The 23,927-nt window shown below is 67.4% G+C and carries 17 protein-coding genes and 3 pseudogenes; 8 read left to right on the top strand and 12 right to left on the bottom strand.

Features of this window, described 5'->3' with window-relative positions; all coding sequences use genetic code 11:
* Nucleotides 1-79 precede the first annotated feature (79 nt).
* The 4 genes and pseudogenes from AC07CM_RS44995 to AC07CM_RS44980 all read right to left on the bottom strand — a co-directional run bounded on the left by AC07CM_RS44995 (nucleotide 80) and on the right by AC07CM_RS44980 (nucleotide 5,103).
* Entirely contained in the window at nucleotides 80-1,321 is a 1,242-nt protein-coding gene (locus tag AC07CM_RS44995; RefSeq protein ID WP_478882360.1) for an ATP-grasp domain-containing protein, read from the bottom strand.
* Nucleotides 1,318-1,431 (bottom strand): annotated as a pseudogene (locus tag AC07CM_RS44990) (inosamine-phosphate amidinotransferase 1); the annotation flags it as partial. The gene AC07CM_RS44995 and the pseudogene AC07CM_RS44990, both read right to left, overlap by 4 nt.
* Nucleotides 1,432-1,435: 4 nt before the next feature.
* Nucleotides 1,436-3,400, bottom strand: a complete 1,965-nt coding sequence (locus AC07CM_RS44985; RefSeq protein ID WP_478882359.1) for a zinc ribbon domain-containing protein — start codon at nucleotides 3,398-3,400, stop codon at nucleotides 1,436-1,438.
* A complete protein-coding gene (locus tag AC07CM_RS44980) occupies nucleotides 3,397-5,103 on the bottom strand; it encodes an IS607 family transposase (RefSeq protein WP_478882358.1) in 1,707 nt (568 codons plus the stop codon). Before AC07CM_RS44980 ends, AC07CM_RS44985 begins: the two co-directional genes overlap by 4 nt.
* A gap of 66 nt (nucleotides 5,104-5,169) precedes the next feature.
* Between AC07CM_RS44980 and AC07CM_RS44975 the strand changes: the two genes are divergently transcribed.
* Nucleotides 5,170-5,349 (top strand): hypothetical protein, encoded by a 180-nt coding sequence (locus tag AC07CM_RS44975; RefSeq protein WP_478882357.1) that lies wholly within the window; start codon nucleotides 5,170-5,172, stop codon nucleotides 5,347-5,349.
* Between the two features lie 3 nt (nucleotides 5,350-5,352).
* Entirely contained in the window at nucleotides 5,353-6,087 is a 735-nt protein-coding gene (locus AC07CM_RS44970) for a hypothetical protein (protein ID WP_478882356.1), read from the top strand.
* 31 nt (nucleotides 6,088-6,118) lie between these two features.
* Here the strand turns inward: AC07CM_RS44970 and AC07CM_RS44965 are convergent, their stop codons facing one another.
* The 8 genes and pseudogenes from AC07CM_RS44965 to AC07CM_RS44930 form a co-directional block, all read right to left on the bottom strand.
* Nucleotides 6,119-6,505 carry a hypothetical protein gene (locus tag AC07CM_RS44965; protein ID WP_478882355.1) on the bottom strand — a complete coding sequence of 129 codons (387 nt, stop codon included), beginning with the start codon at nucleotides 6,503-6,505 and terminating at the stop codon, nucleotides 6,119-6,121.
* A gap of 325 nt (nucleotides 6,506-6,830) precedes the next feature.
* A complete protein-coding gene (locus AC07CM_RS44960; RefSeq protein ID WP_478882354.1) occupies nucleotides 6,831-7,142 on the bottom strand; it encodes a hypothetical protein in 312 nt (103 codons plus the stop codon).
* A gap of 445 nt (nucleotides 7,143-7,587) precedes the next feature.
* A pseudogene (locus AC07CM_RS44955) lies at nucleotides 7,588-7,719 on the bottom strand (hypothetical protein); the annotation flags it as partial.
* 285 nt (nucleotides 7,720-8,004) lie between these two features.
* Complete coding sequence (locus AC07CM_RS44950) at nucleotides 8,005-10,074, bottom strand: lamin tail domain-containing protein (RefSeq protein WP_478882353.1); 2,070 nt, start codon at nucleotides 10,072-10,074, stop codon at nucleotides 8,005-8,007.
* Between the two features lie 621 nt (nucleotides 10,075-10,695).
* Nucleotides 10,696-10,911, bottom strand: a complete 216-nt coding sequence (locus tag AC07CM_RS44945; RefSeq protein WP_478882352.1) for a hypothetical protein — start codon at nucleotides 10,909-10,911, stop codon at nucleotides 10,696-10,698.
* A gap of 105 nt (nucleotides 10,912-11,016) precedes the next feature.
* Entirely contained in the window at nucleotides 11,017-13,356 is a 2,340-nt protein-coding gene (locus AC07CM_RS44940; RefSeq protein ID WP_478882351.1) for a lamin tail domain-containing protein, read from the bottom strand.
* Between the two features lie 247 nt (nucleotides 13,357-13,603).
* The gene (locus tag AC07CM_RS44935) at nucleotides 13,604-14,623 is read right to left on the bottom strand and encodes a DUF6454 family protein (RefSeq protein WP_478882350.1); all 1,020 of its coding nucleotides are present in this window, start codon (nucleotides 14,621-14,623) and stop codon (nucleotides 13,604-13,606) included.
* 311 nt (nucleotides 14,624-14,934) lie between these two features.
* Nucleotides 14,935-15,138, bottom strand: a complete 204-nt coding sequence (locus AC07CM_RS44930; protein WP_478882349.1) for a hypothetical protein — start codon at nucleotides 15,136-15,138, stop codon at nucleotides 14,935-14,937.
* 2,144 nt (nucleotides 15,139-17,282) lie between these two features.
* Between AC07CM_RS44930 and AC07CM_RS44925 the strand changes: the two genes are divergently transcribed.
* The 6 genes and pseudogenes from AC07CM_RS44925 to AC07CM_RS44900 all read left to right on the top strand — a co-directional run bounded on the left by AC07CM_RS44925 (nucleotide 17,283) and on the right by AC07CM_RS44900 (nucleotide 23,431).
* Nucleotides 17,283-18,902: a helix-turn-helix domain-containing protein gene (locus tag AC07CM_RS44925; RefSeq protein ID WP_478882348.1), complete on the top strand. Its 1,620-nt coding sequence runs from the start codon at nucleotides 17,283-17,285 to the stop codon at nucleotides 18,900-18,902.
* An 852-nt stretch (nucleotides 18,903-19,754) separates the two neighbouring features.
* Nucleotides 19,755-19,937: a hypothetical protein gene (locus tag AC07CM_RS44920; protein WP_478882347.1), complete on the top strand. Its 183-nt coding sequence runs from the start codon at nucleotides 19,755-19,757 to the stop codon at nucleotides 19,935-19,937.
* The gene (locus AC07CM_RS44915; RefSeq protein ID WP_478882346.1) at nucleotides 19,937-20,092 is read left to right on the top strand and encodes a hypothetical protein; all 156 of its coding nucleotides are present in this window, start codon (nucleotides 19,937-19,939) and stop codon (nucleotides 20,090-20,092) included. The genes AC07CM_RS44920 and AC07CM_RS44915 overlap by 1 nt, the downstream gene beginning before the upstream one ends.
* Nucleotides 20,093-20,203: 111 nt before the next feature.
* A pseudogene (locus tag AC07CM_RS44910) lies at nucleotides 20,204-21,424 on the top strand (RNA-guided endonuclease InsQ/TnpB family protein).
* Nucleotides 21,425-21,623: 199 nt separating this feature from the next.
* Entirely contained in the window at nucleotides 21,624-22,358 is a 735-nt protein-coding gene (locus AC07CM_RS44905) for a ParA family protein (RefSeq protein ID WP_478882345.1), read from the top strand.
* Nucleotides 22,358-23,431, top strand: a complete 1,074-nt coding sequence (locus AC07CM_RS44900; protein WP_478882344.1) for a ParB/RepB/Spo0J family partition protein — start codon at nucleotides 22,358-22,360, stop codon at nucleotides 23,429-23,431. The genes AC07CM_RS44905 and AC07CM_RS44900 overlap by 1 nt, the downstream gene beginning before the upstream one ends.
* The last annotated feature ends 496 nt before the right edge of the window (nucleotides 23,432-23,927 follow it).

The raw sequence follows: 23,927 nt of genomic DNA, 5'->3' as shown, positions 1-23,927 counted from the left end.
CTTCGTTGCTGAAGAGGCGGGCGAACTCCGAGGCGCTGGTGGCGAGCTGTGTCGGCCGTGTGGTTGTCCGGCTGTGTGCTCACGTCCTGCTGCCCGGGTCGACGGTGATGGTGATCTGGCGCAGGATCCAGTCGGCCTGATCGTCGACCGTGCGTCGATCGCGGCCGGTGACGATGACATGACCGAGCCGGCCGCGGTTGGACGTCGCCGGGCCCACGGGTGCCCCTGCTTGCGCGCGGACGCGTACGGCGGGGATGGTGGTGGTCACCTCCGGCAGGCCCGTGACAGCGACCAGCCGTCCCGCGTGGGGTGTGGTCAGGAACCGGACGGTGGCGTAGCCGCTGTGTGCCGGGGCGAGGGTGGCCGGGTGGGCGAGGGCGATGTCCCACAGGGTGCGCCACGGGTCGATGCCGAGCGCGTGCTGGATCAGGACGCCGATGTGTCCGGCGCCGAGTCGGGCGCCGATCTCTAGGACGGTGCAGCGGCCGTCGGGGCCGAGGACGACTTCGGTATGGGTGGCGCCGTTGCGGACGCCGACCGCGGCGATCGCCCGGACGGCCTGGGCGAGCAGGACCCGCTCGGCGGCCGCGGGCAGGTGGGCGGGCAGCGCGTGGCCCAGCTCTACGCGGTGGATGCCGCCGGTGGTGTGCTTGCGGGTGATGCACACATGGGTGGTGACGTCGTGCTGGGTGACGGACTCGACGCTGAACTCGCTGCCGCAGACGTGTTCTTGGACCAAGACCCGGCGATCGCGCGGCATTCCGTACATTGCCTTCGCCGCGCGGGCAGCGTGCCAGGCCAGCTCCAGCTGTTCGGGGCCGGTGACCACGGTCACGCCGGCTGATCCGGCGCCGTCGGCCGGTTTGATGACACACGGGAAGCCGACCGCACCGGACGCGGACCGCAGCTCACGCATGTCCGCGACGATCGTGGTGCGGGGCATGGTGACGTGGCCGGCTTCGAACGCGGCCGCCATGACGGCCTTGTTGCGTGCGGCGGCCGCGCGTTCGGGATCGTTGCCGGGCAGGCCGAGAGCCGCGCACGCCCGGGCGGCCAGGTCGGTGAGGTACTCGTTGACGGTGAGCATGGCCTTCACGCCGATCCGCCGACCGTAGCCGGTGATGTCCTTCAGGGCGTGGTCGGGCCGGGTGAAGTCGGTGACCAGGCAGCCCGCCAGGCACTGGCGCAGCTCGCCCGGGTAGGTGGCGAGGGTGGCGGCGTCGGTTACGGCGTGCACGTGGTGGCCGGAGGCGGCCGCGGCCCGGGCGAGCGCCTCGGACTCGGAGCCGGCCGCCTCCAGCAGCAGGACCGGCACGCTCACCGGTAGTCCTCCGGCCCACCCGCGCGGCGGGTGTCCAAGCTGAAGCAGTGGAATCCGCCACCGAACAGGCGGCGGTGCCGGTGCCGGATGGGAATCGCGGTGAAGCGTCTCTGATCAGCTAAGCGATCCCATGCGAACCATGGGGTTCGACGCGGGTTCTGCCCATCTTGGTGGGGCGGCGTGGGCGTGGAGGTGGAATCCCGCGCCCAGTGCTGCTCCGTGTGGCCGGTGTCGGCGTGTGGTGGGTGTGCTGATCGTGGTCACGTTCTGGTGCCGGTGGGCTGCGCGGGGCAGCCGGGTCCGGTCCGTTGGTGCGTGTCCCTCCGGACGCTGGCCGGCACGGCCCGAAGGACGTACTGGGGAGGGGACCTCACGTCGCCTGGGCGTGAGGCGGTTGGTTCGCGGCCGGGTGGGACCGGTCTTCGACCGGTTGGTCCGGCTGGCCTTCGGGGCGGCCGTGATGACGGCCTGGGCCTCCATCGCGTCCACCACTGTGCGGATCACCATGGTGGAAGTGGCGCGGTCGGTGACGGTCTTGGTCTGGTGGGTGAGGCCGCGTGCGGCGATACGCCGCCAGGCACCCTGGTCGCGGTCGCCCTGCCAACCACACTCCCGGTTGGGACAGATGGCCCACTTCCATCCGTGCGTGGTGGGCCGGTCGGGTGCCTTGCGGTGCCGCAGGGGCGTGAGGCAGTGGGGACAGTGCTTGGAGGTGTTGCGCGCAGGCACGGTCACCACGGCGATCCCGACTTCGGCGGCAAGGTGCCGCATGCGATCGGCGATCTGCCCGCGCACCGTCTGGGACATGCGGGTGTTGTGGGTGCGGCCCATACCGCCGGCTTCCATCGACCGCAGGTCTTCCAGGTAGATGACGGTGGCCTGGGCGGCGACGGCCTGATCGACGGTCCAGCGGGCGGCGGCCCAGGCCAGGGCGTCGTTGAGGTTCGCGCGGCGCTGCGAGACGCGCCGGATCTCCTCGGCCAGAACTCCCGCCTTGGCCTTCACCGCCGGATCGGTGAGCCGGGTGTAGTGGTCGGTCTTGGCGTGCAGACGTTCACTGATGCGGCGCAATCGGTACTGCTTGGCGAGCACACCGGCAGCCCGGAACTGTGCGCCCGCCCCGAGGGCGGTGATCTGGCCGCCCTCGTGTATCCGGGCCGCGCCCGCGCTGAGGAGCGTGTTCAGGCCCCAGTCCACGCCGAGTGCAATGGTGTGGCCGGTGCGCTGGGCCTTGGGCACGGCGTGGGTGTAGGCGAGATCAGCCCGCACCTTCCCGCCCGCGATACGCACAGTCGGCAGGTGGATCACCGCATTCGCCGGAACCGTGGGCGGCAACGTGATCGGGCAGGCCACCCACGCCCAGTCCGCGTACTTCTGCGGGTCGGGCCGAGTGGGGAGCTGCAATCGCAGCAGCACCCGTTGCCCGTCGTCGGTCCGCTCGACGGTGGCCTGCTGTCTGTCGCATGCTGCGAGCAGCAGCATCTTGGCCACACGGGGAGTTGGCTCCAGCTCGAACAGGCCGGCAGGAAGACGTCCGTGCTTGCGCTCGAAGGTGGCGATCTGGCGCGTGCGGGATCGGATGATGCTGGACGGCAGGTGTTCTCCGCCCGGTATCGCCTCACGCACCGCCTCCCACTCGACGGCGGTACGCTTGGTCGGATTAGTCGGCCAGGAGGCCAGGACCCCAGCCGTCACGTCGGCGCGCCACTTCACCGATCGCAGCGCACGACCAGCGGTCTCCTGGGCCATGCGCACGATTCGGTCATTGACCTGGATGCCCTCGGCCGGCGCGACGGGCCATCCGAGGCGGCGCAGCGCCATCCACGCATTCGACGGAAGCCTGCGGCCCCCGGCATCCTCCCCGGAGGCCAGTACGCCCACGTCGGTGGTGTTCCAGTGCGCGGCCAGCAGCGTGCTCGTCATGTCCGCCACCAGGTCGGCGCACCAGCCCACGCGTTCCACCAGAGCGGCACCGGTGAGGACTTCGCCGCTCTTCTCGTCCACGCCCAACCGGACCAGGGTACGGGCGCAGGCTGTGCGGGAGATCTCGCCGTCGGCGAGCGGCAGCTTCCTGCTCACGCGGCACGGTCCCCGTCATCGCACTGCCCGGACTCGGCCAGCAGCCGACGGCGATTCTCCGCACTACGCATCCCGTACAAGCGGCCCGCGAACATCGTCACCAAAGAGACGAAATCCTCGAGGAGTTCATCCCGGCCGCCGAGCTTCTTCGGGTGCAGCACCTCCACGCTGACCCCGTACACGGCGAACAACCGCTCGAGCCAGCCCACACCGAACCGGGCCAACCGGTCCTCATGCGTGACACGCACCACGGTCACCGTGCCGTCCGACACCATGCCCAACACCCGGTTCAAACCGGGCCGGTTCTCCTTCAGACCCGAACCACGGTCCCGGACGACCTTGACGATCTCCCCCGTGGAGGTGGCCCGCAGCTCGGCCTCCTGCGCCTCCAAAGAGGCCTCCTGCCCGGACGAGCCGGACACACGCACATACAGCAACTCCAGGCGCCCACACGCAGTTGAGGAGTCACTGCCGCGCTTCATGCTCTCCACATCCACCGAGGAGAACCGGCGCTCACGCCCGACCCACGTAAACGGGATCTTGCCGTCCAACGCCCACTGACGCAACGTCATCGGGTGTATCCCAAGACGCTGCGCAGCCTTGGACATCCGCAGCAACTCCATGCACACAACTATAATGCACAAACCAGGGATAACTAATGAAGTTGGTGAGCCTTCGCCCTCCAGAGTCTTGATCAGGCTGGTGCAGTCGGCGTTGACCAGCACCCGCTGTTCGTCGAGGGACAGCACGTTGATGTCGATGTAGGGGCTGGTGAGGACCAGGTCGGCGTCGTCGTAGGTGGGGAAGCTGCCGGATTCGGGCTCGGGCGGCACGATGAACTTCCACGTCCGGAAGGCTTCTGGGAGCATGTCGCGCAGGCTGGCGTGCCGGGCTAGGAACACCCCGGGCTTGAGAGCCAGCAGCATGCTGTCGATGTGGTTGTCGGCCATGCGCCACACCCGGTGGATGCGGAAGCGGCCGGCTACCTGCCGCTGGAGCCAGTCGGCGCCGATCCGGTGGTTGTTCTGCGCGATGTTGACGATCAGGTCCTGGCCCAGGCGCAGGACTTGGGCGCCGTCCAGCATGATCTCGATGCCGACGTCGTACGGGCTGGGCTGCGGGTCGCTGATCGGTTCGGTCGGCCCGCCGAGCGTGGTCGCGGCGTCCCGGGCGTAGGAGAGGTCGAAACTGGCGTCGGTGAGGGTGGGCCTGGGCATCGTCGACCAGCGGGCGCCGGCGTCCGCGTACTGGCGGAAGACGGGGGTCAGCAGCCGGGTTTCCAGGTAGCGGCTGCGGATCGCGGGCGCCGTTTCGATGATCTCGTCGCCGAGGATGAGGGTGTTGTCCCGCACGTTCAGGGCGGGGTTCGGGGCGGCCTGCCAGCCCAGCCCGGCGATCGGTAAGGCGCTCTCGGGCAGCGGCAGCGGCCGGTGCACGGTGATGCCGAGCGAGGCGAGCGTGGCGGCGAGGTTCTCGACGTCCTCGTGGAGTTCCTCGGTGTACCGCTTGCTGATCTTCCACGTCTCGGCCTGGGCGCTGCCGCGGGCGGCCAGGCGCGGGTAGGCCCAGTCTGAGCGGTAGCCGCCGATGGCCTCGTGGAAGAACAACTCGAACGTGAGGTCCCGGTCGTGGCCCACGTAGTTCTCCGCGGACCCGACGATGATCTCGCTCAATGCGGTGAAGTCGTCGTAGCTGTTCAGCATGTGTTCGTCCTCGTTTCGTCAGGCGGCGGCCGGGAAGGGAAGGTGTTGGCTGGTCAGGGCGCGCCCGTGCCGGGCGTGCAATACGACGTGGTTGGCGCGGAGCTGGAGGGTGCGCTGCTCGCTCCAGCCGGTGTATCGGTACTCGTCGCCGTCGACGGGCACGAGGGCGAAGTGGCGTTCCTCGGCCTCCAGAAGAAGCCCGTCACCGCGTTCGGTGAGCCGGACGGTCGTGGAGGGCCCCTGTAGCCGTTGGCCCGCTCCACCAGCCCTTTCGCTTCCGGACGCTTCCACCTGGACGATCCGGCTGGCGCGCGCACCCACCTGGGCGCCGCCGTGTCGTACGCCAACCGGTGCGGTGACACCGCGCTGGCCGCGTGGGCGTACGGGGCACAGAGCATGGTGGCCCGCCACACCGGCAACCTGACCGCCGCGTTCACGTACGCCGAACGCGGCGTGGCCGCGGCCCCCGCCGGCTTGGTCCGTGCCCAACTCCATGCCTGGGCTCTGCTGCCCACCCTCGCGCAGCAGGGCCGCGACCGTGAGGCGACTGCGGCCCTCGACGTGGCACTGACCGAACTCGAAGCCGACCCGGCCGGACAGGCGCCGGGGCGTTTCGGCTTCGACGAGCCCGAACTGGCTCTGCACCAGGCCGAGGCGCACCTCACGCTGGGCCGCACCGAACAGGCCCGCGCCCGCGCCGATGCCTCCGCGGCCGCCTGCACCATCGGAGCCCCAGGATGGGCCGCCGCCACCCTCGTCCTCGCCCAGACCGAGGCCTCCGGCCAACCATCCGACGCTGCTCAGCGTGCCCTGGACGTCCTCGACCGAGTGCCGCCGAGCCGACTGCGCGCTACCGCCCGCACCCGCCTGAGTCGCCTGGAGGGGCTGCTCGCTGCCCGCCCCGCCGAGTACGTGGCCGATCTATGCGAACGCCTGCGCACCCTGCCTCCCCCCGTGGACGAATCCGGCGCCGCATCGGAGTGACGGCGCCGGTATCCGTCCCGCTGGGGGGAGGTCATGGGTGGCGGAATCCGCGATCGGAGTCGCGGAACTGCTCGGGGTCGAAGGCGGCAAACCAGTCGTGCGGGGTGAGATTAGCCATGCCCAGTGCCTGATGAATGCCGCCTTCGGCGTCCTCAATCCGGTCGAGGGAGTGGTCGAACAGCATCAGCACATCGGGGTCCAGGAAGAGGATGTCGGAGCAGGCGCCCCAGTCGAAGTCCCCTCTGTCTTCGGGCAGGCCAGCCACGGTGTCCTGCACGAGCCGCGGCCGGTTGCACGTCTGGTCCTCCTCGGCTCGGGCGATCCCGAGGTGCAGGACCGTCTCCTCGCCGGTGCTCCGCGGTTCTACCTCGGCGCTGGACGTACAGTCGGCGGCCAAGTCGTCGTAGGCCCTGGCCATCTGCCCTCGCCAGGCAGAGCCTTGGTGCCAGAGCACCTGCGGCAGTGACCCGAAAAAGCACCTGCCCTTCGTCGTCGTCCTCGACCCAGTCCTCGCTCAAGGGGTCAACTCCACCGTAGCGGGCGCGGGAGCACAGGTGCTCGCGCAGACGATGCGCCCCCTCTTCGGGGCAGCGAGCGACGTGTCGGTGATCAGCTTTCGTCAGAAAGGTTCGGCGCTCAGCAGGACGCCCGCCTCCGTGACAAGGGCCTCTCCGCGCCACCGGAGACCCGGGGCAGGACCACGGCGTACTGGTTATCGGTCAGCCGGTCGATGATGCTGGAGGTCAACCCGGCGACAATCCACGGGTCGTCCCAAGGTTCGGAGATACGGGGAGCTCTTCGACCACGAGGACGTTGCCCGGCAGGTCGACGAAGGTCTCGTACTCGGGGCGGAACTGGCCGTCGCTGTCGAAGAGTTGCTCCGCCGCCACTGCAGCTAGGGGCTCCTCGTCGGCCAGGCGCTCGCCAAGGTTGTCGACCTTCCAATACTGGCCGTGCGTGGCACGCACCCGGGTCACGGTCTCGTCGTCAGCGAGGAGGGAGATCTGCCAGGCCTGGACGCCCTCCGCGGCGGGATCGAACATGCCGGTGGACATGCCGGGACTCCAACGTCAGGGTGCTGGGATTCGCCTTGGCAGGAGACCTGGTTGCCTGGTCGGCCATCGACTTTCTCTCGCCGTGCAGCCGCCCACGACGGCGCGAATCCAGGCTAGTCAGCACGAAGCCCGCACCCGTGCGCCATCAGCACACAGCACTGGCTCCGGGAGCCCGGATTCAGGAGCGGGGGAGCCAAGGAGCACGCCGGCCAGCGTCCCGGTGGGCAAGAACGGGCCGAACGGGATCCTGCTCGAACGGTCGGCACGGCCCACGAGCATCAGGCCGATGCCCTACAGCGCGCCGATCAGGTACCTGGCGAAGGTCCCGATCAGGTCGATCGCCCAGCCGTACCAGCCCAGGACAACACCCAGGACGAGGGTGAGTTGCACATCGCCGAACCCGAAGCCCTTGCTGATCAGGAGGTGTTTCGGCTGCCTGCTCCAGGATGGCGTCGGAGTCGCGCAGGTCGGTGTCAATGTGGTCCGTCGCCCCTTCGCGCGTGGTGGTGAGCTGTGCCTCGGCGTGGGCCAGGGCGACGGGGTGGTGGCTCTGTTCATGACTTCCGACAGCGTTCACGACTTTCGGCAGCACGCGAGATCCGGGGAATTCGAACAGCTCCGACCCCAAGCAGCCGAAGCACGGCTGGACGCCAGGATGAGGCCGCTGCCGATCGGCTGTGAGCTGCGTGCGGCGTCTACAGCCCGAATGGCGGTCCCGAGGCAGGCACGACGAAGCTCCTGGCAGTCAGCGGGTGGTCTTGGTCGTCACCCCGTCTACCGGGAGCTTCATCGCTGCGTACTGCTTGGGCGCCTTGCCTTGGAGCGGCCCCGTGCGTGAGCCGTCTCCCCGTGGTTGGCAGGATCAGCAGGGGAAGGTGCCGCTGTAGACAGCGTGTCCGTAGGAAGAGCTTCCGGAGCCGAAGCCGTAGATGCCGTCGTCGCTCCAGACCGCCTCGCGGAAGCCGTTGGCGCAGGTCGACGTCGGCGCGATCGCGAAGCCCTCCAGGTTGTCGGTCGGCATGACGGCCGGGTTCGTGTAGGTCACGTCCGGAACGATCGCGCCGCTGGAGTTGACCTTCATGAAGGTGTGCGTCTCGCCGCAGGTGTTGTCGCAGGTTGCGATGATGCGCTGGGTTCCGGCGTCGAACGTCACATCCATCACGGAGTCCTTGCCGGTCGTGATCGTGCCGAACGTGGTGAACGTGCCGTCGGAGTTCAGGCCGTAGACATGCAGCGTGCCGTCCCACTCCAGGCCGGCGAAGAACAGGCCCGACCCGTGAAGCGGGTAGTTCGCCGGGTTGTAGGCCGTGCCGGTGAGCGGGTCGACCCAGCCGTTCGCGGTCAGCCAGCTGTCCGGTACGTAGCCGACGCCTTCGAAGCCCAGGTTGGCGTCGTCCTTGCTGCCGGTGTTGAGCTGCGGGAACTGTGAGGTCATGTCCCACTGGTGGATCGGCGTGAGCGTCGATCCGGTCGCCGCCGGGTCGAACTCCATGATCGTGTCCTTGGGGACCGTGTTGTTGGTGTTGTCACGCTCTGAGGTCACGTAGATGTGGCCGTTGGCGCCGACCGTCAGGCCCTCGGAGTCCGGCTGGCCAGTGCCGCCGGTGAAACGGATCTGCTTGCCAGTCGCGCTCCATGACGCGTCCGGGATCCACTTGCCGTTGCTCTTGACCAGCTTGTACAGCCAGTTCTTGTTCTTGGCGGCCCACAGCACCGAAGGGTTCGCCGGGTCGAACGCCAGGCCGCTCAGGTCCCGGCCTTCAGGGCCGGTGGAGGTGGTGAACGCGCAGACGTTGTCGGCGATCGTGACGTCCAGCCCGCCCGGCCACGCCAGGGTGCCCGCCGGGGTGGAACCCGTACCGGAGGGCGCCTCGGGGGTGCAGCCGTTGGTGAGTGAGCCGCCGCCACCCAGCAGCTGACCGCCACCGCCGCTGCCTGAGCAGGAGTTCGCGCTGCCGAGTGTCGCGGTCGTGGAGGTCTGGAACCAGCCGGTGCCGTTGGCGCAGCGCTCGTCCGACGGCTTGGCGCCATCGGTCGCCCAGGTCACCGAGTCGACGGTGTTGCCGTTGCTGTCGAGGAGGAAGACCGAGTCGTTGTCGCCCAGACCGAGGGTGGAATTGAACGTGACGTAGCCTCCCGCGGGGATGCTGGTCGCGCTCGGCGAGGAGGACGAGATCGAGACCGGGGAGTGGGTGGTGTCATTGTCGACGTACTTCCACGACCCGATGCTGATCGCGCTCGTTCCGCCGTTGTACAGCTCCACGGTGTCTGCGCCGTCCGAGGTGACCTCGTTGATCCGCACCTGGCTCGCCGCCGGTATCGACGACGGGCAGCCCGAGGCGTTCGGGGCGCCGAACGTGGACGCCGCGGTCGTGGTCACCCACCCCCCGGTGCCGTCGCCACCGCAACGCGCCATCGCCGGCTTCGCCTTGTTGGTGGCCCACTCAACGCGGTCGACCACCGCGCCGCTGGCCGTGTAGATCACCAGCTTGTCCGAATCACCCAGCCCCTTGGGCGAGTTGAAGGTGACAAAGCCGCCTGCCGGGATCGTGCTGGAGGACGGGCTGAACGTCTGCGGCGAGAAAGTGTCGTCGGACATCTTCCAGCCACTGATGCTCACTGCAATCGAGCCGGTGTTGTACAACTCCACCGTGTCGCTGTTCGACGAGGTGACCTCGTTGATCCGAACATTCTGGTAGCCGGCCGGGTCCGCGGCAGCCGCCGGCTGAGCGGCAACCATCCCTGTCACCAGCATTCCTGAAAGCGTCAAAGCCGCAGCGCATACAGAGGCGGCGCCGGCACGCGAGTGTGAGATAGACACAAGGCGAAACTCTGGCGACACGATCTTGAAACAGCGTGTACTGAAGCTGAATGCCACCTGGTAGCCACCGAAACGCCAAACGCGCATCACCACCTTGGGATGCCACGGCACCGCCCATACCGGTCAAGCAGACCGCCCTGGACTGCACCGTCCGAGACAACGGTGCACCGTCCTGCCCACGCGGCCCTGCCGCTCGACACCAAGTCCCCCGCGCCGCCAACGTCACGTCCGCCTGCGCAGAACCGGTCCCCGCCGTCCGCGCTGAACCACGCCCCCTGCTCCCACTCCGGTCCGGCGGAAGGATACGGAACCAACAGGGCCCCTTGGTTGCCAGTGCGATGAGTGGTATCACCACGCCAACGACGACAGGCCCTGCTCTTTCACACCTCAGCTGACCAGGTCATTTCACCCTCCCGGCACAGGATGAATGTCCTGTCGCAGTGCAGGTGGCAGATCGTGGGCCGCTGAGTGGCCATGTCGTTTGGGAACGCCGCGGGCCGGCGTTCCCAAACGACATGGCTTTCGCGGAAGCGCTGGTGATGGGCAAGGGCAGCTCAGCCGTCTTGCTCTTCGGCAGGGCTACCCATGGCCGTCCACAGACGGTGCCGGGCAGTCTCCAGACGTTCGTCGCAGTCGGCGTCGAAGAATCAGCGAGCGCTTTGTCCAGTATTCCCGCGATCTCGTGGATCGGGGCCCATACGGCCAGATCGTCGATCAGGCAGCAGAGACCTGTCATCTGTACTCGCTCCAGCCAGCCCGACAGGACCAGAGCCTCATCGAGGTGAGCTTGAGCGCGATGTCGCCGTTCTCCACGACCGGAAGCCAGCCCACCCCCTCGCGGAAGCCATGTGCGTGATGGGCGCAGAAGCGCTGATAGAGCAGATCATGGGTCGCGAAGGCGGTGTAGTTCCGGGCGAAGCTTCGGCCCAGCGCTGCCGAGGCACGCACCTGAGCTGATGTGGTGGAAAGCAGTCCTCAGCCAGCCGCGAGCGAGGGGCGGTCGGGGACGCATCCGGGATGGCCGGAGGCGTCCCCAACGGCCGGGTTCGAGGGTCAGGGCAGCGGAATGCGTACGACCTGCGGGTCGTGGTCGCTGAGCTGCGCGGCGAACTCGGAGTTGACGTGGACGACGTCGTAGGCGTATGCCTTGGCGGCGAGGCCGGGCGACAGCAGGATGTGGTCGAGGACCTGGGAGTTGCCCTCGTAGTCGTAGGTGTACCGCTCTGCGGCGGGCAGTGTGCGGGGCAGGTCCACCAGGGCGTTGTTCGCGGTGAGGATGTCGGTGGTCTGGGAGAACTCGAAGTCGTTGAGGTCGCCCAGCACGATCACCGAGGCACTGGCGTCGACGGCCAGGATCTGGTCGACGAAGTTTTTCACCACGGTGGCCTGGTTGTGCCGCTGTGTCTCCGAGGAGCGCGTGGGCGGCTGAGAGTGTCCGAACAGGGGCTGGTCGCCGCCCTTGGAGTTGAAGTGGTTGGCGATGACGAAGACCGTGCTGCCCTTCCAGGTGAACTCGCCGGCCAGCGGCTTGCGGCTGGAGGAGAACGCCGAGTTGGTCGGGGCGATACGGCCCGGCGAGTACTTCAGCGAGGGCACGCCTCCGGTGTTGACGACCGCGTTCGCGGTGGTGGCGGTGCCGCCGGAGCGGTCGACGAAGGCCAGCCCGCGGTCCGTGCGGTACAGGAATACCTGGCGGATGTTGCCGCCGGGCTCGCCGCCGTCGGCGTCGTTCTGCGGGTTGATCTGCCGGTAGGTGTAGCTGGGGCCGCCCGCGGCGGTGATCGCGGCGATCAGCTTGCTCATCGTCTGGTCGCAGGCCACCGTGCCGTTGTCGGTGGCGCCGTTGTTGTCCTGGACCTCCTCCAGGGCGACCAGGTCGGGCGACTTGAGGTTGGTCACGATCTGCCCGGCAAGGCCGTCGAACTTGGACTGCGGGTCGGACGGGTCGAGGTTTTCGACGTTGAAGGTGGCGGTGGACAGCTCGCCGGCGGTGGGCGTCTGGGTGCTTTCGGGCGTGATGCCGCCGCTGGTCACCGCGGGGGTGCTGGTGGCAAGCAGCTTGAAGTTGCCGAAGGAGTAGTCGAGTACGCCGGTGGTGGCGCCGGAGAGAGTGTCGCCGACGTTCGCGGCCGGGGTGGTCGCGAGTGTGTCGTCCACGAGTACCCGCTCGGGGTTGGCGTCGTCGGACTGCAGCACGATGCCGCCGCGGTTGGTGCGGGTGGTGCTGCCTTGCGGGACGACCGGGATCTCGCCGTAGCTGGTGCGCGGGCCGACCACGGCCGCGTTGTCGATCTCGACCCGCATTCCCTCCATCGACTCCCAGAAGTCGATGCCGTCGCTCGCCGGGTCGAAGACGCTGCTGTTCTCCACGTCTCCGGTGGCGTCGTCCTCGATCACCGTGGCCGGCGGAACGCGGCCGCCGGGGCCAATCAGGGTGGGCGCGGGAAGTGTCGCACCGCTCGCCACGACCGTCACCGTCGGCGCGGTGATCTCGGTGGTGGTGAGGTTGTCGGTGCCGCTGGTGCCACCGGGGCGGAATTCGCTGACGGTCCCGGCGACGGTCACCGAGTCGGCGACCGCGACCGTCGGGGCGGTGCTGGTGTAGACGAAGATCCCCTCGCTGGTGGCCGGGTTAGTGTCGGGCTGCGGATCTTGCATCCAGAAGCCGGTGGCCGATTTGGCGGTCACTACACCAGCCACACCGCTGACCTGCTGGCCGTTCAACGCCGAGACGTGAGCCGTGCCCTGGATGTCACGGATACGAGTACTACCGCCTCCCCCGCCGCCCCCGCTGGAGCTGGAGTTGCGCGGGTTGGGCGCGGTGACGGTGAAGTCGGCGGAGTTGTTGTCGGTGTCGGTCGAACCGCCGCCGGTGCGCAGTGCTGCGGTGGTGTTGGACAGGGTGCCGGTCGGCGCGCTCTCGTACGAGCTGGCGCTGCTGCCGTAGCCCACGAAGTCCCGCACTCCGGCCTGGGTCGCGCAGCCGGTGGCGCAGGTCAGCGCGGTAGCGTTGGTGACCAGGGCCACCTTCGCGGAGGTCGCGCTCATCGCAATGCTGCCGGTGGCGTCCGGGGTGGGCAGCGCCGCGCCGCTTCCGGCGCCGGCGGCCTCCTGGACCAGGTAGTAGTGGCCCGGCGCGATGCTGCCCGACAGCGTCGTCTTCGACCAGGTGGAGCCGGACGCCGAGGCGTACTGGACCGTCCAGCCGGATACGGACACCGTGCTGGTACCGCGGTTGTACAGCTCGATGAAGTCATTCGTGTACGGCGCTCCGGAGTTGCCGCCGCCACCGTAGACCTGGCTGATGACGATGTCCGAGGAGACCGCGTACGCGGCACCCCCGGACGGCGCCAGCAGGCTGCCGACCACAGCCGCGGCACCGGCAACTGCCACATATCTGAGCGCTGTTCTTCTCCTGCCTGACTGCATGGGATTCCTCTCGACTGCAGGCGAAACCGACGCTGGGGATTTTTGGCCCCGGAGGCAGTTCCTACGCGCGTCAAGCCTTCAACATCGAGTGAACAAAAGCAGAAGGGGAAGGCGCCGCCCGCCCATGGCAGTCGGCGCCTTCCCATTGCGCGCCGCAGGAGCAGGCGTCGCGATGCTCGCCCACGCCCTGCCGCGCCCGGGCTCCGGCACATCAGCCGGCCGGGTGCACGCTCGCCTGGTAGGTGAGGATCTCGGTGCCGTTGCCTTCCTCGCCGTTGTCTGGGGCGGCCCACATCGTGATCGTGCCTCCGTCGGCCGCCAGCTTGAGGGGGTTGCGGGTGACCACATGGCTGGCGCTCGACCACTTTTGGAAGGGCACCTCGTGCAGCACTTGGTGGCTGCGCAGGTCGATCAGGGCCATGCCGCCGAGTTCGTAGACGGCGTCGGTTCCGCCTGCGGTCGGGGTCTGGGGCAGGTTCGTGACACCGCCGCAGAGCATCTTGCGGTCCGGGACGTACTGGCAGTCCTGGTAGTCGATGAAGTACTCGGAGTTGTCCCAGTCGGCGATCTGTCGGCCCTGCTCGTTCCACTCGTAGAAGTGCCGCGAGCCCCAGGTGTTGCCGACGAGGTGACCGGTGACCTCGTCCCGGACGATGCCGCCGATATGGTCCTTGACCTCGAACTCCTTTTGGACGTCGAGGGTCTTGAGGTCGATGCGGTAGATGATGGAGCTGCTGCCCGGGCGGTACTGGGCAACGGGCACCCACACCGATCTCCCGTCGGAGTCGATGCCACCGGGGTGGTACATGTCTCCCTCGCCCAGGACGATGTCCCGCTGCAGGTGTCCCTCGCGGTCCATCACGAACACATGACCGATCCCGCGACCGGGAGTGCGGTCGTACCCACCCTGTGGGGTGGGGTACTTCTGTGTGGCCTGGATGATCTGGACCGCGGACAGGAAGATGTGACTCCCAGCCTGGACCATCCCCTCGGTGTGGTAGGTCGGGAAGTTGAGCTTCAGTTTGCCGGTGAGCTGCCAGGCGGTGTTGCGATCGACCGCATCGAATGCCCGTGCGAGGGCACTGTCCTGCTGGCCCTCGACTGCGACGGCACGCGTCGCGAGTGAGGCGGTGTGCTGGGTCGAGTTGGCCGCCATCGCCATGCCTCCGGCGGTGAGGCACGCGGAGATTGCCGCGGCGGCAGCGATACGGCCGGTTGCCATGTTCTTCATGCCCACCCCTGCAGTTCAATTGGCCCCCGAGAATGCCGTGACCGTACGAGGGCAAAGTGAATCCGGAAGGCAATGGCAGACAACGGGCATCGAAACGTCCGGTCACGCACTGACCGCCCCGCGTGATGCCGTGCTGCGCGTCGCCGAGCCGACGAACTTAGGGGCCGCTCAAAGCGCGAGCGGGCGCACGGCCGCCGTGCAGTAGGGGAATCGCGTCGAGCCCCCAAAGGCCCTCGCTCCACTGCCACGGGCCGCCACGGCCGGCTTCCTCATGCCGAGCTCGGCAAGGGCCGGGCAGCGGCTGTAGATGGTCAGTGGGCCCCGTCGAGGAACACCGTCGGCTCCTCCGTCCAGGGATCTTCGTCGTCCTCATCCATGTGCTCCCGCCCACCGGGTGCCATGGCCATCAGCCAGGGGCCGTCGTCCTGCAAGGCAATGTACGCAGTCGCCCTTCTCGTACCGCTCGGCTCGCGGCGGTCTCCTCGCTCGTGGCCGCTCTCCTCGGGTATCGGCATCTGCAAGGCTCGGGGTGATCACAGGAATCTTGCAGTAGGGGAGCAGGCTGGAGCGTAGCGGCGTGCGTGGTCGTCGGACTGTGCCTGATCGGGGGCGGTGCGGGTGAGGTTGGGGACCTGCATCTGGAAAGTGAGTCACGCCCCTCTGCATTGCCGACTGCTTCCCGTCGGCCACGCAAGGGCCGGTGCGGTGCGGGGAGCCCGCCAGGGGCGTCCAGGGTTCTTGAGTGGAACGTGACTATCTATCGACAATATGCCGCCTTTGAGTGCGGAGATTCACCGCTACTGTTCACCGAAAGCAATGGGATCAATCAGTATATCTGTGTAGTTGCAGTATTGGTTCCAGTCCGACTCTCACGATCAGTGACAGGAAAGGGCCCTTCCGGAAGGGGGTGTTCCTGGTCAAGCGCTCACCCTCGCGGTAGAGATCGTGTTCACAGACCGACAGCACCAACGCCTGTGCAGGCGTGCTGATTTGGCGCTTTCGGGAGGGATGATGACCAACTACTCAGGTAGCTCTCATCGACAAAGGGAGGGCGATCGCACCTATGCGGTGCTACACGCGCTGACGCAGCTTGGTCCCGGCCCTCACAAGTTCCGAGCTGTCTCCGGGCGCACCAACTTGGATGACTCCGAGGTCCAACGTCGGCTGCGCCATCTCTTGGAAGCGGGGCTGTGTGACCGCCCCCGTTACGGTTACTGGGAGCTTCGCCCCGTAGCAGCGGCGTCGGCAGAGGTTCCGGAACTGCTGCACCCCTGCGCTACTCCCCTGCTCGGTGCTGGTCGGCTTCTGAAGGGGCTCCACCAGCGCACCCAGCAGGTGGTGTTGCTGCATACCCATGCGCCCGTGACGAGTGAGCGACTGTGCATCGCGGCCGCCGGAACTGGTGCCGTTCGGTTCCGGACTGCTCTGGCAGTCATCCCGAAGGCCGTTGACGAGCTCAGGCGGGCACCCCTTGACTCTGACGCGCCGGGCCTTGCCATGCTGGCCAATCTCGTCAGCGAGGACACGCCGCTGCGCGGAGACCTCCAGCAGATACGTTCCACCCAGGTAGCTGTTTCCCCGTCTCCGCTCCCTGGCTGGGTCCTGGTCTCTGTCCCCCTCAGACGTTTGCCCGGTGCCCCAGCCATTCCCGGAGCCGAGCCGCGCGTGGTCGCAGCGGTCAGCATCCTGGCCCCTGAGCGAGCTCACGGCTCTCCTCTGATCGCCTATGGGCGTCTGCTCCTCAATGCCGCCCGGGCCGCCATTGGGACCGGCGTGGTTATCCGGCACCAGGAGCGCATCGTTGCAGATTACGCGGCGTGAAGCAGGCCGGGGTTCAGGCCTGCCTTGCAGGCCTGGCAGCAGTCTTTCGGGCGCCCGAGCAGCGGCGGTTCAGGTGGCGGGTGCACGCTCACGTTCGCCTCAGCCGAGGCGGCTGTGTCCGCCGCAGACAGGAGGATGACGTGGCTGTTGGCCAGGTAAGGGGACCGGCTGGGGAGCGTCTCATGACCTAGGTTCCCGCGGCCCGGAGCGATCTGTCAGACCTTCGGGCTCGGCCTCGCACTTGATGGGGTGAGCCACCACCCCATCAACCGCCGGCCTTGCGCTATCGCCCGACATGCCGGTCGAGCGAGTCCCGACTTCCTCTCACAGGGAGCCGGGCGAAACCACTTCCATTCTGGAGCTCGGGGCCCTGCCAGAGGCCTCGACGTTCCATCCCACAGGGAACGGAACGCCTTCATGATGCAGCAGACGGCTGCCACTTGTCACCAACCCCGGCCCGATTCCTCCGCTTCTGCATTTTTCTCGATACAGCTTTCGCGCCGTGGCCACGGCTCCACGCATACCCCCGCTGGAGGACTCCCCCGCCATCCACGTCGGTCGCCGGCTAGCTCAGCCTGCCGCACCGGAGGAACGACGTGATCATGACGAGCCGGATAAGCGCCCACTGTGCCTGGGTTGCTCCTCAGGCACCTTCCCTTCCCCGCACACCTCGGCGATCTGGACCCACACCGCGCCCGCGATGCTCCAGCCGAGCCAAGCTCGCCCGCCGCTACAGGGATTCAGTGCCGACCGCGACCGTGGTGCACCAATGAACCAGCTGCGGCTGCCCCAGCGGCGGATCGGGCTCCTCGCAGAATTGCCGCCCCTGTCCACGCGCATGCACAAGCTGCTCCACCTGGGGGACCAGGAGGACGCCTACGCAATGGGCAACCTGCAACGCGGGGGAAAGAACACCGCGGCCGCCGACCACGCTTGGGCCGTAACCCGCGCCCTGGCCGCCGACGCCGCCCGCGTGGGGTGGAGCCGTGCCTCATTCGTCCAGGTCCTCCTCGACGGTCCGTACAAAGCCGGCCAGCACGCCCGGATGCTCCAGCACCGCCGCGGATACGACAGAGCAGCCGCCTGGCTTCACCGGGCCTGGGACGGCGCGCAGCAGTACGTTCAGTCCACCGACCGCATTACCAGTCGCCAGGACTTCCACGCAGCCCTAGCGGCGTTCCGCGCACGGATCGAGTGCACCCCCTGGACGGGCACCGCAAGGAAGACCGACCTGCGCAACATGCTTGCACGCCTGGAAATCTGTAGCCGCTCAGGCAGCTGGGACCACACCGTCTCCGAGCGCGACCTCGCCGAGAGAATGGGCTGCAGCCGCACCACCGCACGCAACTCCAACCAGCGCCTCCTGCAAACCAGACTGCTGCGCCAACTCGACAAGGGCTCCCCCACCGAGGGCGCACGCTGGATGCTGATCTCGCCCGTCCCTCGCACCACGTCTCATACCTGGTCCACCCCTCAAGGGCCGAAGGCTGGGGGGGCCATGGGTGGCTCAGATCTGAGACAGACACACGCCCACGCCGACATCGACTCACACACAGCCACCCAGGCGATGCACCTCGACGCCTTCGCCCACCACGGACTCGGCGGCAGCGGGCTCACCATCCTGGCAGCCCTGGCCGCACGTGACGGGCAGACCGTTGCAGAACTCCAAGGCAGCGCCTCTATCTCTCGCCCAACCGCCTACCGCCAGCTGGGAAAGCTCAAGACGCTCGGCCTAGTACGCCACATCGGAGAGCTCTACCACCTCTACCCGACTGCACTCGAAGGCATCGGTGTACTCACTTCAGACTGCACGGATCCCGCCTCGGGATGGTCGGCGGTCGCCGACCGCTTGGGTACTGCGGGCACGAGAGAGCGCAGACGTCAACGCCACGAAGCGGAGCGAGACTACTGGCGCATCGAACAGGTGCGACTTGCCGACCGCCGCAGGGCAGCGAAGCAGAACATGTCACTCCCCCACCTCGCCGTAGCCGAGCCTCGGTACGCGCGTGCTGACACTCGCGCGGGCGATCCAGCAAACGGCGAGCTTCTAAGAGCGGGCCTTGACCGCGGAGCGGGCGGCGGCGTAGGCGTCGATGGGGTCGGACTTGCTGATGCGGCGGCGTTCGGCCTGATCAGGCCGGTTGACTTCGATGACCCGGTGTCCGTGCGAGCGGGCGGCGCGGGTGAAACCCGCTCCATAGAAGGATGCCTTCCACGCCGATCGGGATCACGCTGCCGTGGCGTCGATGAAGGCCAGGGCGGCGACGTATCCGGCGGGGGTGGTGGCGAGGTGACCGCCGTTGTCGCTGCCGATCGCGACGTGGAGGGTGTCGGTGTGGGAGTCCACCCGCCGAACACGTTCCGGCCGATGACGTCTTCCGGGGCCACTACTGCCATGCCGGTGAACGCCTCCCTAGCCGGAGGTGGCACTGGCCGGGTGGCACAGACAGGACATTGAAGGGGCTTCTGACCAGGCTCCTGACTTGTTCAACCGAGCCCAGACGCACGGATGGGCTGGACGGGAAGGGATGGCGGTGGGCCCCCGCAACACCTCCCGGCGGTGCCCCAGTGGACGCACCGCTAAGGAGAACCGGCCCACCTAGGAGACGTTCCACAGTCAGGCATGCGGCCACACCGTGCACGCCGAAACCGTGGCTGCCCTGAACGCTCTACGGGCCGGGCCGGTCCGTCGCGAAGCCACACTGGCATAGCGAGAAGCCCCCTCTCATGAGGGGAAGGAGTCACCGATCTGTACGGAGTCCGCCTGTGCCTGGACGCCATCCATATGCAGGCCGGGCTCGCCCAACCCCGCCTCAATCCCGACGTCGCCTGAAGGGAGGGAATCTCGACTGACCAAGTCCTACCGAATCCTCGTGACCGTAGCCGTGACTAGGGCGACGTCACCACCACGGGTGCCGCGTCGGAACAAGAACTCGTCAACGCTGGCCCAAGCCCCATGCTCGTCGTCCATAGCGCCTGCCCATCCGGAGCCGACCGGCATGCCGACTGCTACGCCCGCTGGTTACGAGGCAAGGAATGCCATGCCGATGTGGAGCAGCCCCGCAAACTGGCGGACCGGAGGCGTCCTCGACCGTTCGGCCGGGTTCCGTCGCAACATGGAGACGGTCGCGCTCAGAGCGGACGTCTGCCTGGCGTTCATACGCAACGTCTCCCGCAGCGCCAGTCACACCGCAGCCCTCGCCGAGCAAGCCGACATCTCCATGCGCCGCTGGACTGCCAGAACAGAGGGAATGCTTCGGCGGTTCTGGTACAACCTGATCGCGATCACCGAGCACGACAGGGAGCCGCCATGCGCCAGCCCACCACCGTCAGCCGCTACCCCGACTCCTGGCACAACGCCGAGGGCGTCCAGGAACGTGCCTTCCTGGACGACTGGATGCGCGGCCTCATCTGCATGGCCACTCTCGAGGTCTGCCCCGCCTGCCAGCCGGCGACCGTCGTGCCCGTCCTCACCATCGCCGGGAGCATCTGATGCCCGCCACCGTCCTGCCGACCAAGGCCAAGACGAACTACCCGCGGCCGCCAGTTGTCCGAGACCACGCCCAGCTATTCCAGGAGGCCGTGTACAAGGACGACGGCCAGGCTTACGCCGAGCCGGGCGGCGAGGACGACGACGAGGCTGGCTAAGAGTCGGTTTTGGCCCCACACCGTCGCGTCCCCCGGCTCGGCTAAAACCGGGTTTTGAATTCGCCTGAGACAACACCTCGTTACACAGACAGTTAGTACTGTGTAAGTGTGATGCAGCAGATCAGGCGGGCTTTCAAGTACCGCTTCTACCCGACGCACGAGCAGGCAGCTGAGCTGTCCCGCACGTTCGGCTGCATCCGCTTCGTGTACAACTGGGCGCTGCAACTCCGCACCGAGGCATACCTACAGCACGGCAAGCGAATCTCGTACGCCGACTCCGACCGTGCCCTGACGGTGCTCAAGAAGCAGTCTGAGACGGCGTTCCTCGCAGAGGTGTCGTCGGTGCCGCTTCAGCAGACACTGAGGCATCTTCAGACGGGCTTTGCGGCCTTCTTCGACAAGCGTGCCAGGTACCCGCGCTTCAAGAAGAAGAAGGCCAGGCAGTCCGCTACCTACACGCGTGCCGGGTTCCGCTGGCGTATGGGGGAGCTGTATCTGGCGAAAATGTCCGAGCCGCTGGACATACGCTGGTCGCGCTCACTGCCCCAAGGGGCAGAGCCGTCTACGGTGACCGTCTCCCAGGACGCTGCAGGACGTTGGTTCGTATCCCTGCTGTGCGAGGCCACCATCGCCCCGGCACCAACCAGCAGGAACGCAGTGGGCATCGATGCCGGCATAATGTCCCTTGTGACTCTGTCGACAGGTGAGAAGGTCACCAACCCGAAGCACGAACGCCGTGACCGCGAGCGTCTCGCCAAAGCACAGCGGAAGCTGTCGCGTAAGACTAAGGGATCCGCAAACCGCGAGAAGGCCAGGACCAAAGTGGCGCGCATCCATGCCCGGATCGCAGACCGGCGCCGGGACTTCCTGCACAAGCTGTCGACTCGTCTCGTCCGTGAGAACCAAACGGTCGTAATCGAGGACCTGCACGTGCGTAACATGCTGAAGAACCACCACTTGGCACGCTCCATCTCCGATGCGTCCTGGACCGAACTGCGGTCGATGCTGGAGTACAAGTGCGCTTGGCACGGGCGCGACCTGGTGGCTGTGGACCGCTGGTTCCCCTCCAGCAAGCTGTGCGGGAGCTGCGGCACGATCCAAGAGAAGCTGCCGCTGAACGTCCGCTCCTGGACTTGTGACTGCGGTACCACACATGACCGTGACGTGAACGCCGCGAAGAACATCCTCGCCGCCGGGCTGGCGGAGAGCTAAAACGTCTGTGGAGCCGGTGTAAGACCTCAACGGAGCCATCCCGAAGGGCAGCTGGCGACGAAGCAGGAACCCCAGTGGGCGAGCGCTGGGAACCCCTCCGGGGAAAGGTCAAGGCCGTAAAACTCAGCCTGCCTTGTCTGAACCCGCCAGGGGCAATCAACGCGGTAAACCGGAGCCGGCTGGCTCTAAAACCGGGTTTTGACGCGCCGACCCCAGCCCCACATCCCCACCCCACGCCCCCTCCATGGCATGCTGTCCCGGTCCGCCAGTACCGACCCCACCCGGGGCCGGGAAGTACACGGAACCAGGAGCACCACCCATGGCACGGATCACCGCGCTCATCAACCGCAAGGGCGGAGTCGGCAAGTCGACTCTCACCGTCAACACTGCGGCCATCACCGCCCACGTCCTGGGCGATTCCCCCGACGACGAACCCGACTACGTCGCAGCTGTCTCCGCCGACCCCCAAGGCTCCACCACCTGGTGGTCCGAACGCGTCGGCGACGACCTCCCCTTCTCCTTCATCCAGACAAAGTCCCGTAATGACCTCGCGTTCTTCCCCGAGCTGAAGAGGTCCCGCAAGGTCAAGCACGCCTTCATCGACACCCCCGGCTGGATGGACCTTCCCGAAGACGAGAAGCAGCACGCCGGCGACCCCTTCGGTGACAGCGCCGCCGCCGACGCCATGCGTGCCGTCCTCGCCGTCGCCGACGACATCATCGTCCCCATCGAACCCGAACCCCTTGGATTCATGCCGACCCGGGACACCATCGAGGAAGTCGTCAAGCCGCTCGGCAAGCAGTACTGGGTCGTCATCAACAACTGGGACCCCCGCGACGGCGAAGGCGACCTCGAGCAGACGAAGAACTACGTCCTCGGACAGGGCTGGAACCTCGCCAAGACCATCATCCGCCACTACAAGGTCCATACCCGCGCCGCCCTCGAAGGCCTCGTCGTCACCCAGTACAAGAAGAACCGCGTGGCGATGGAAGCCCGTGAGGACTTCTACAAGCTGTCCCTCGAGATCGGCGCCGGTAAGAAGGGCCAGCGCTGATGGCGGCGACGAAGAAGAAGGACTGGAGCGAGCTTCTCGGGGGCGGCGGCAAGACAGGGACCTCTGAGCAGGACAAGCCGAGCCAGTCGGCGGAGCCGCCCGTCACCGTGCTCATGCACACCATCGTCGGCAACCCCTCTAACCCGCGCCCCGAGGACGACTACAGCGACGACGACCCTGAGTTCGCTGAGCTGAAAGCCTCCATGCAGGAGATCGGACAGCTCCAGCCTCTCGCCGTCGTCTCCCGGCCCGTCTTCCAGCAGGCCAAGCCCGAAGCGGTTGCCCAGGCCTCGCCCGCGGCACGCAAGCTGCTACGTGAAGCGGACTGGGTTGTCGTCACCGGCAACCGCCGCCTGGCCGCCGCCCGGCAGCTCGGCTGGACCCGCATCGACATCCGCGTCCAGGACCAGCTCGGCGAGGGCGGCCGCATCGACGAGGCCGTCATCATCGAGAACATCCACCGCAAGGCTCTGTCGAAGATTGCGGAGGCCGAGTACCTGCAGGTGATGGTCGAGCGGCACGGCTCCCAGCAGGAGGTTGCCCGGCGGATCGGCAAGTCCCAGGTGTACGTCTCGCAGCGCCTCGCTCTGCTGAAGCTGGCCCCGGACATCCAGGACGAGGTCGACGCCGGCACGTTCAAGGTGAAGGAGGCCCGGCAGTTGGCCGGGCAGACCAGCAACCACGACGAGCAGCGATCCCGGGTGGCGGAGCTGAAGGAGAAGGCGGCCGCGCCGACGCCGCCCAGTACCCCCGTCGAGCCGCGTCTTCAAAACCCGGTTTTGAAAACCGAGCCCGAGCCGGTTTCGGTCGCTGCGGCTGCGCCGGTTCAAAACCCGGTTTTGAACGGCACCCCGGCCCAGCCACCAGCGGAGCGGCCGGACAGCATTCCCGAGCCGCGAGAAACCTCCCCAGTTGTGGTGCCGACGGACCGGGCGGAGCCGAAGATGTTCCCGTACCACGACGGTGACGAGGCCGGGAATCTGCTCCTGTTCAAGATGCCGCCGGAGGAACGCGACAAGGTGTTCGGCAAGCTGCTGCGTGACCGGGAGAAGCGCGCGGCTAACGCGACCTGACGTACGCAGCTGAGCGGCCCCGTCTCGTGCCCGTGGCAGGGAGGCGGGGCCGTTTGCTGTTCCTTGGTGCAGAAAGCTTCAAAACCTGCAGCTGCTGGCCGAACGTATCCAGCAGTTGGCGGCCCTAATCAACGAATTGAAACGACGCCTAGCCGCCCTCGTCCAGTCCCACGCGCCACAGCTGCTGAAGCGCGTCGGCATCGGCCCGGACAGTCCTGTCACGCTTTTGATCACCGCTGGTGGCAATTCCGAGCGTCTGACCAACTAGGCGTGCTGTGCGGAGCCAGTCGAGCGCTCGTCGGGCAAACATAGCTACCAGCAGGTGAGCACTACCGCACACGGAACCACAGCGAGTTCTGGTGTCGGACCGTGCCCTTGCTGGTCGACAGGAAGGCCAGACCGCTCATTAGGCGACCATCGTTCCTGCAGCCCTCACAGGTAGGGTTGTGACCTCTCGGTCCCGGTGGGTGCATGGCCAAGACTGCGAGCCGTTCGA

The organism is Streptomyces sp. NPDC044061 (assembly GCF_056434305.1).
This window is presented reverse-complemented; position numbering and strand designations above follow the sequence as displayed.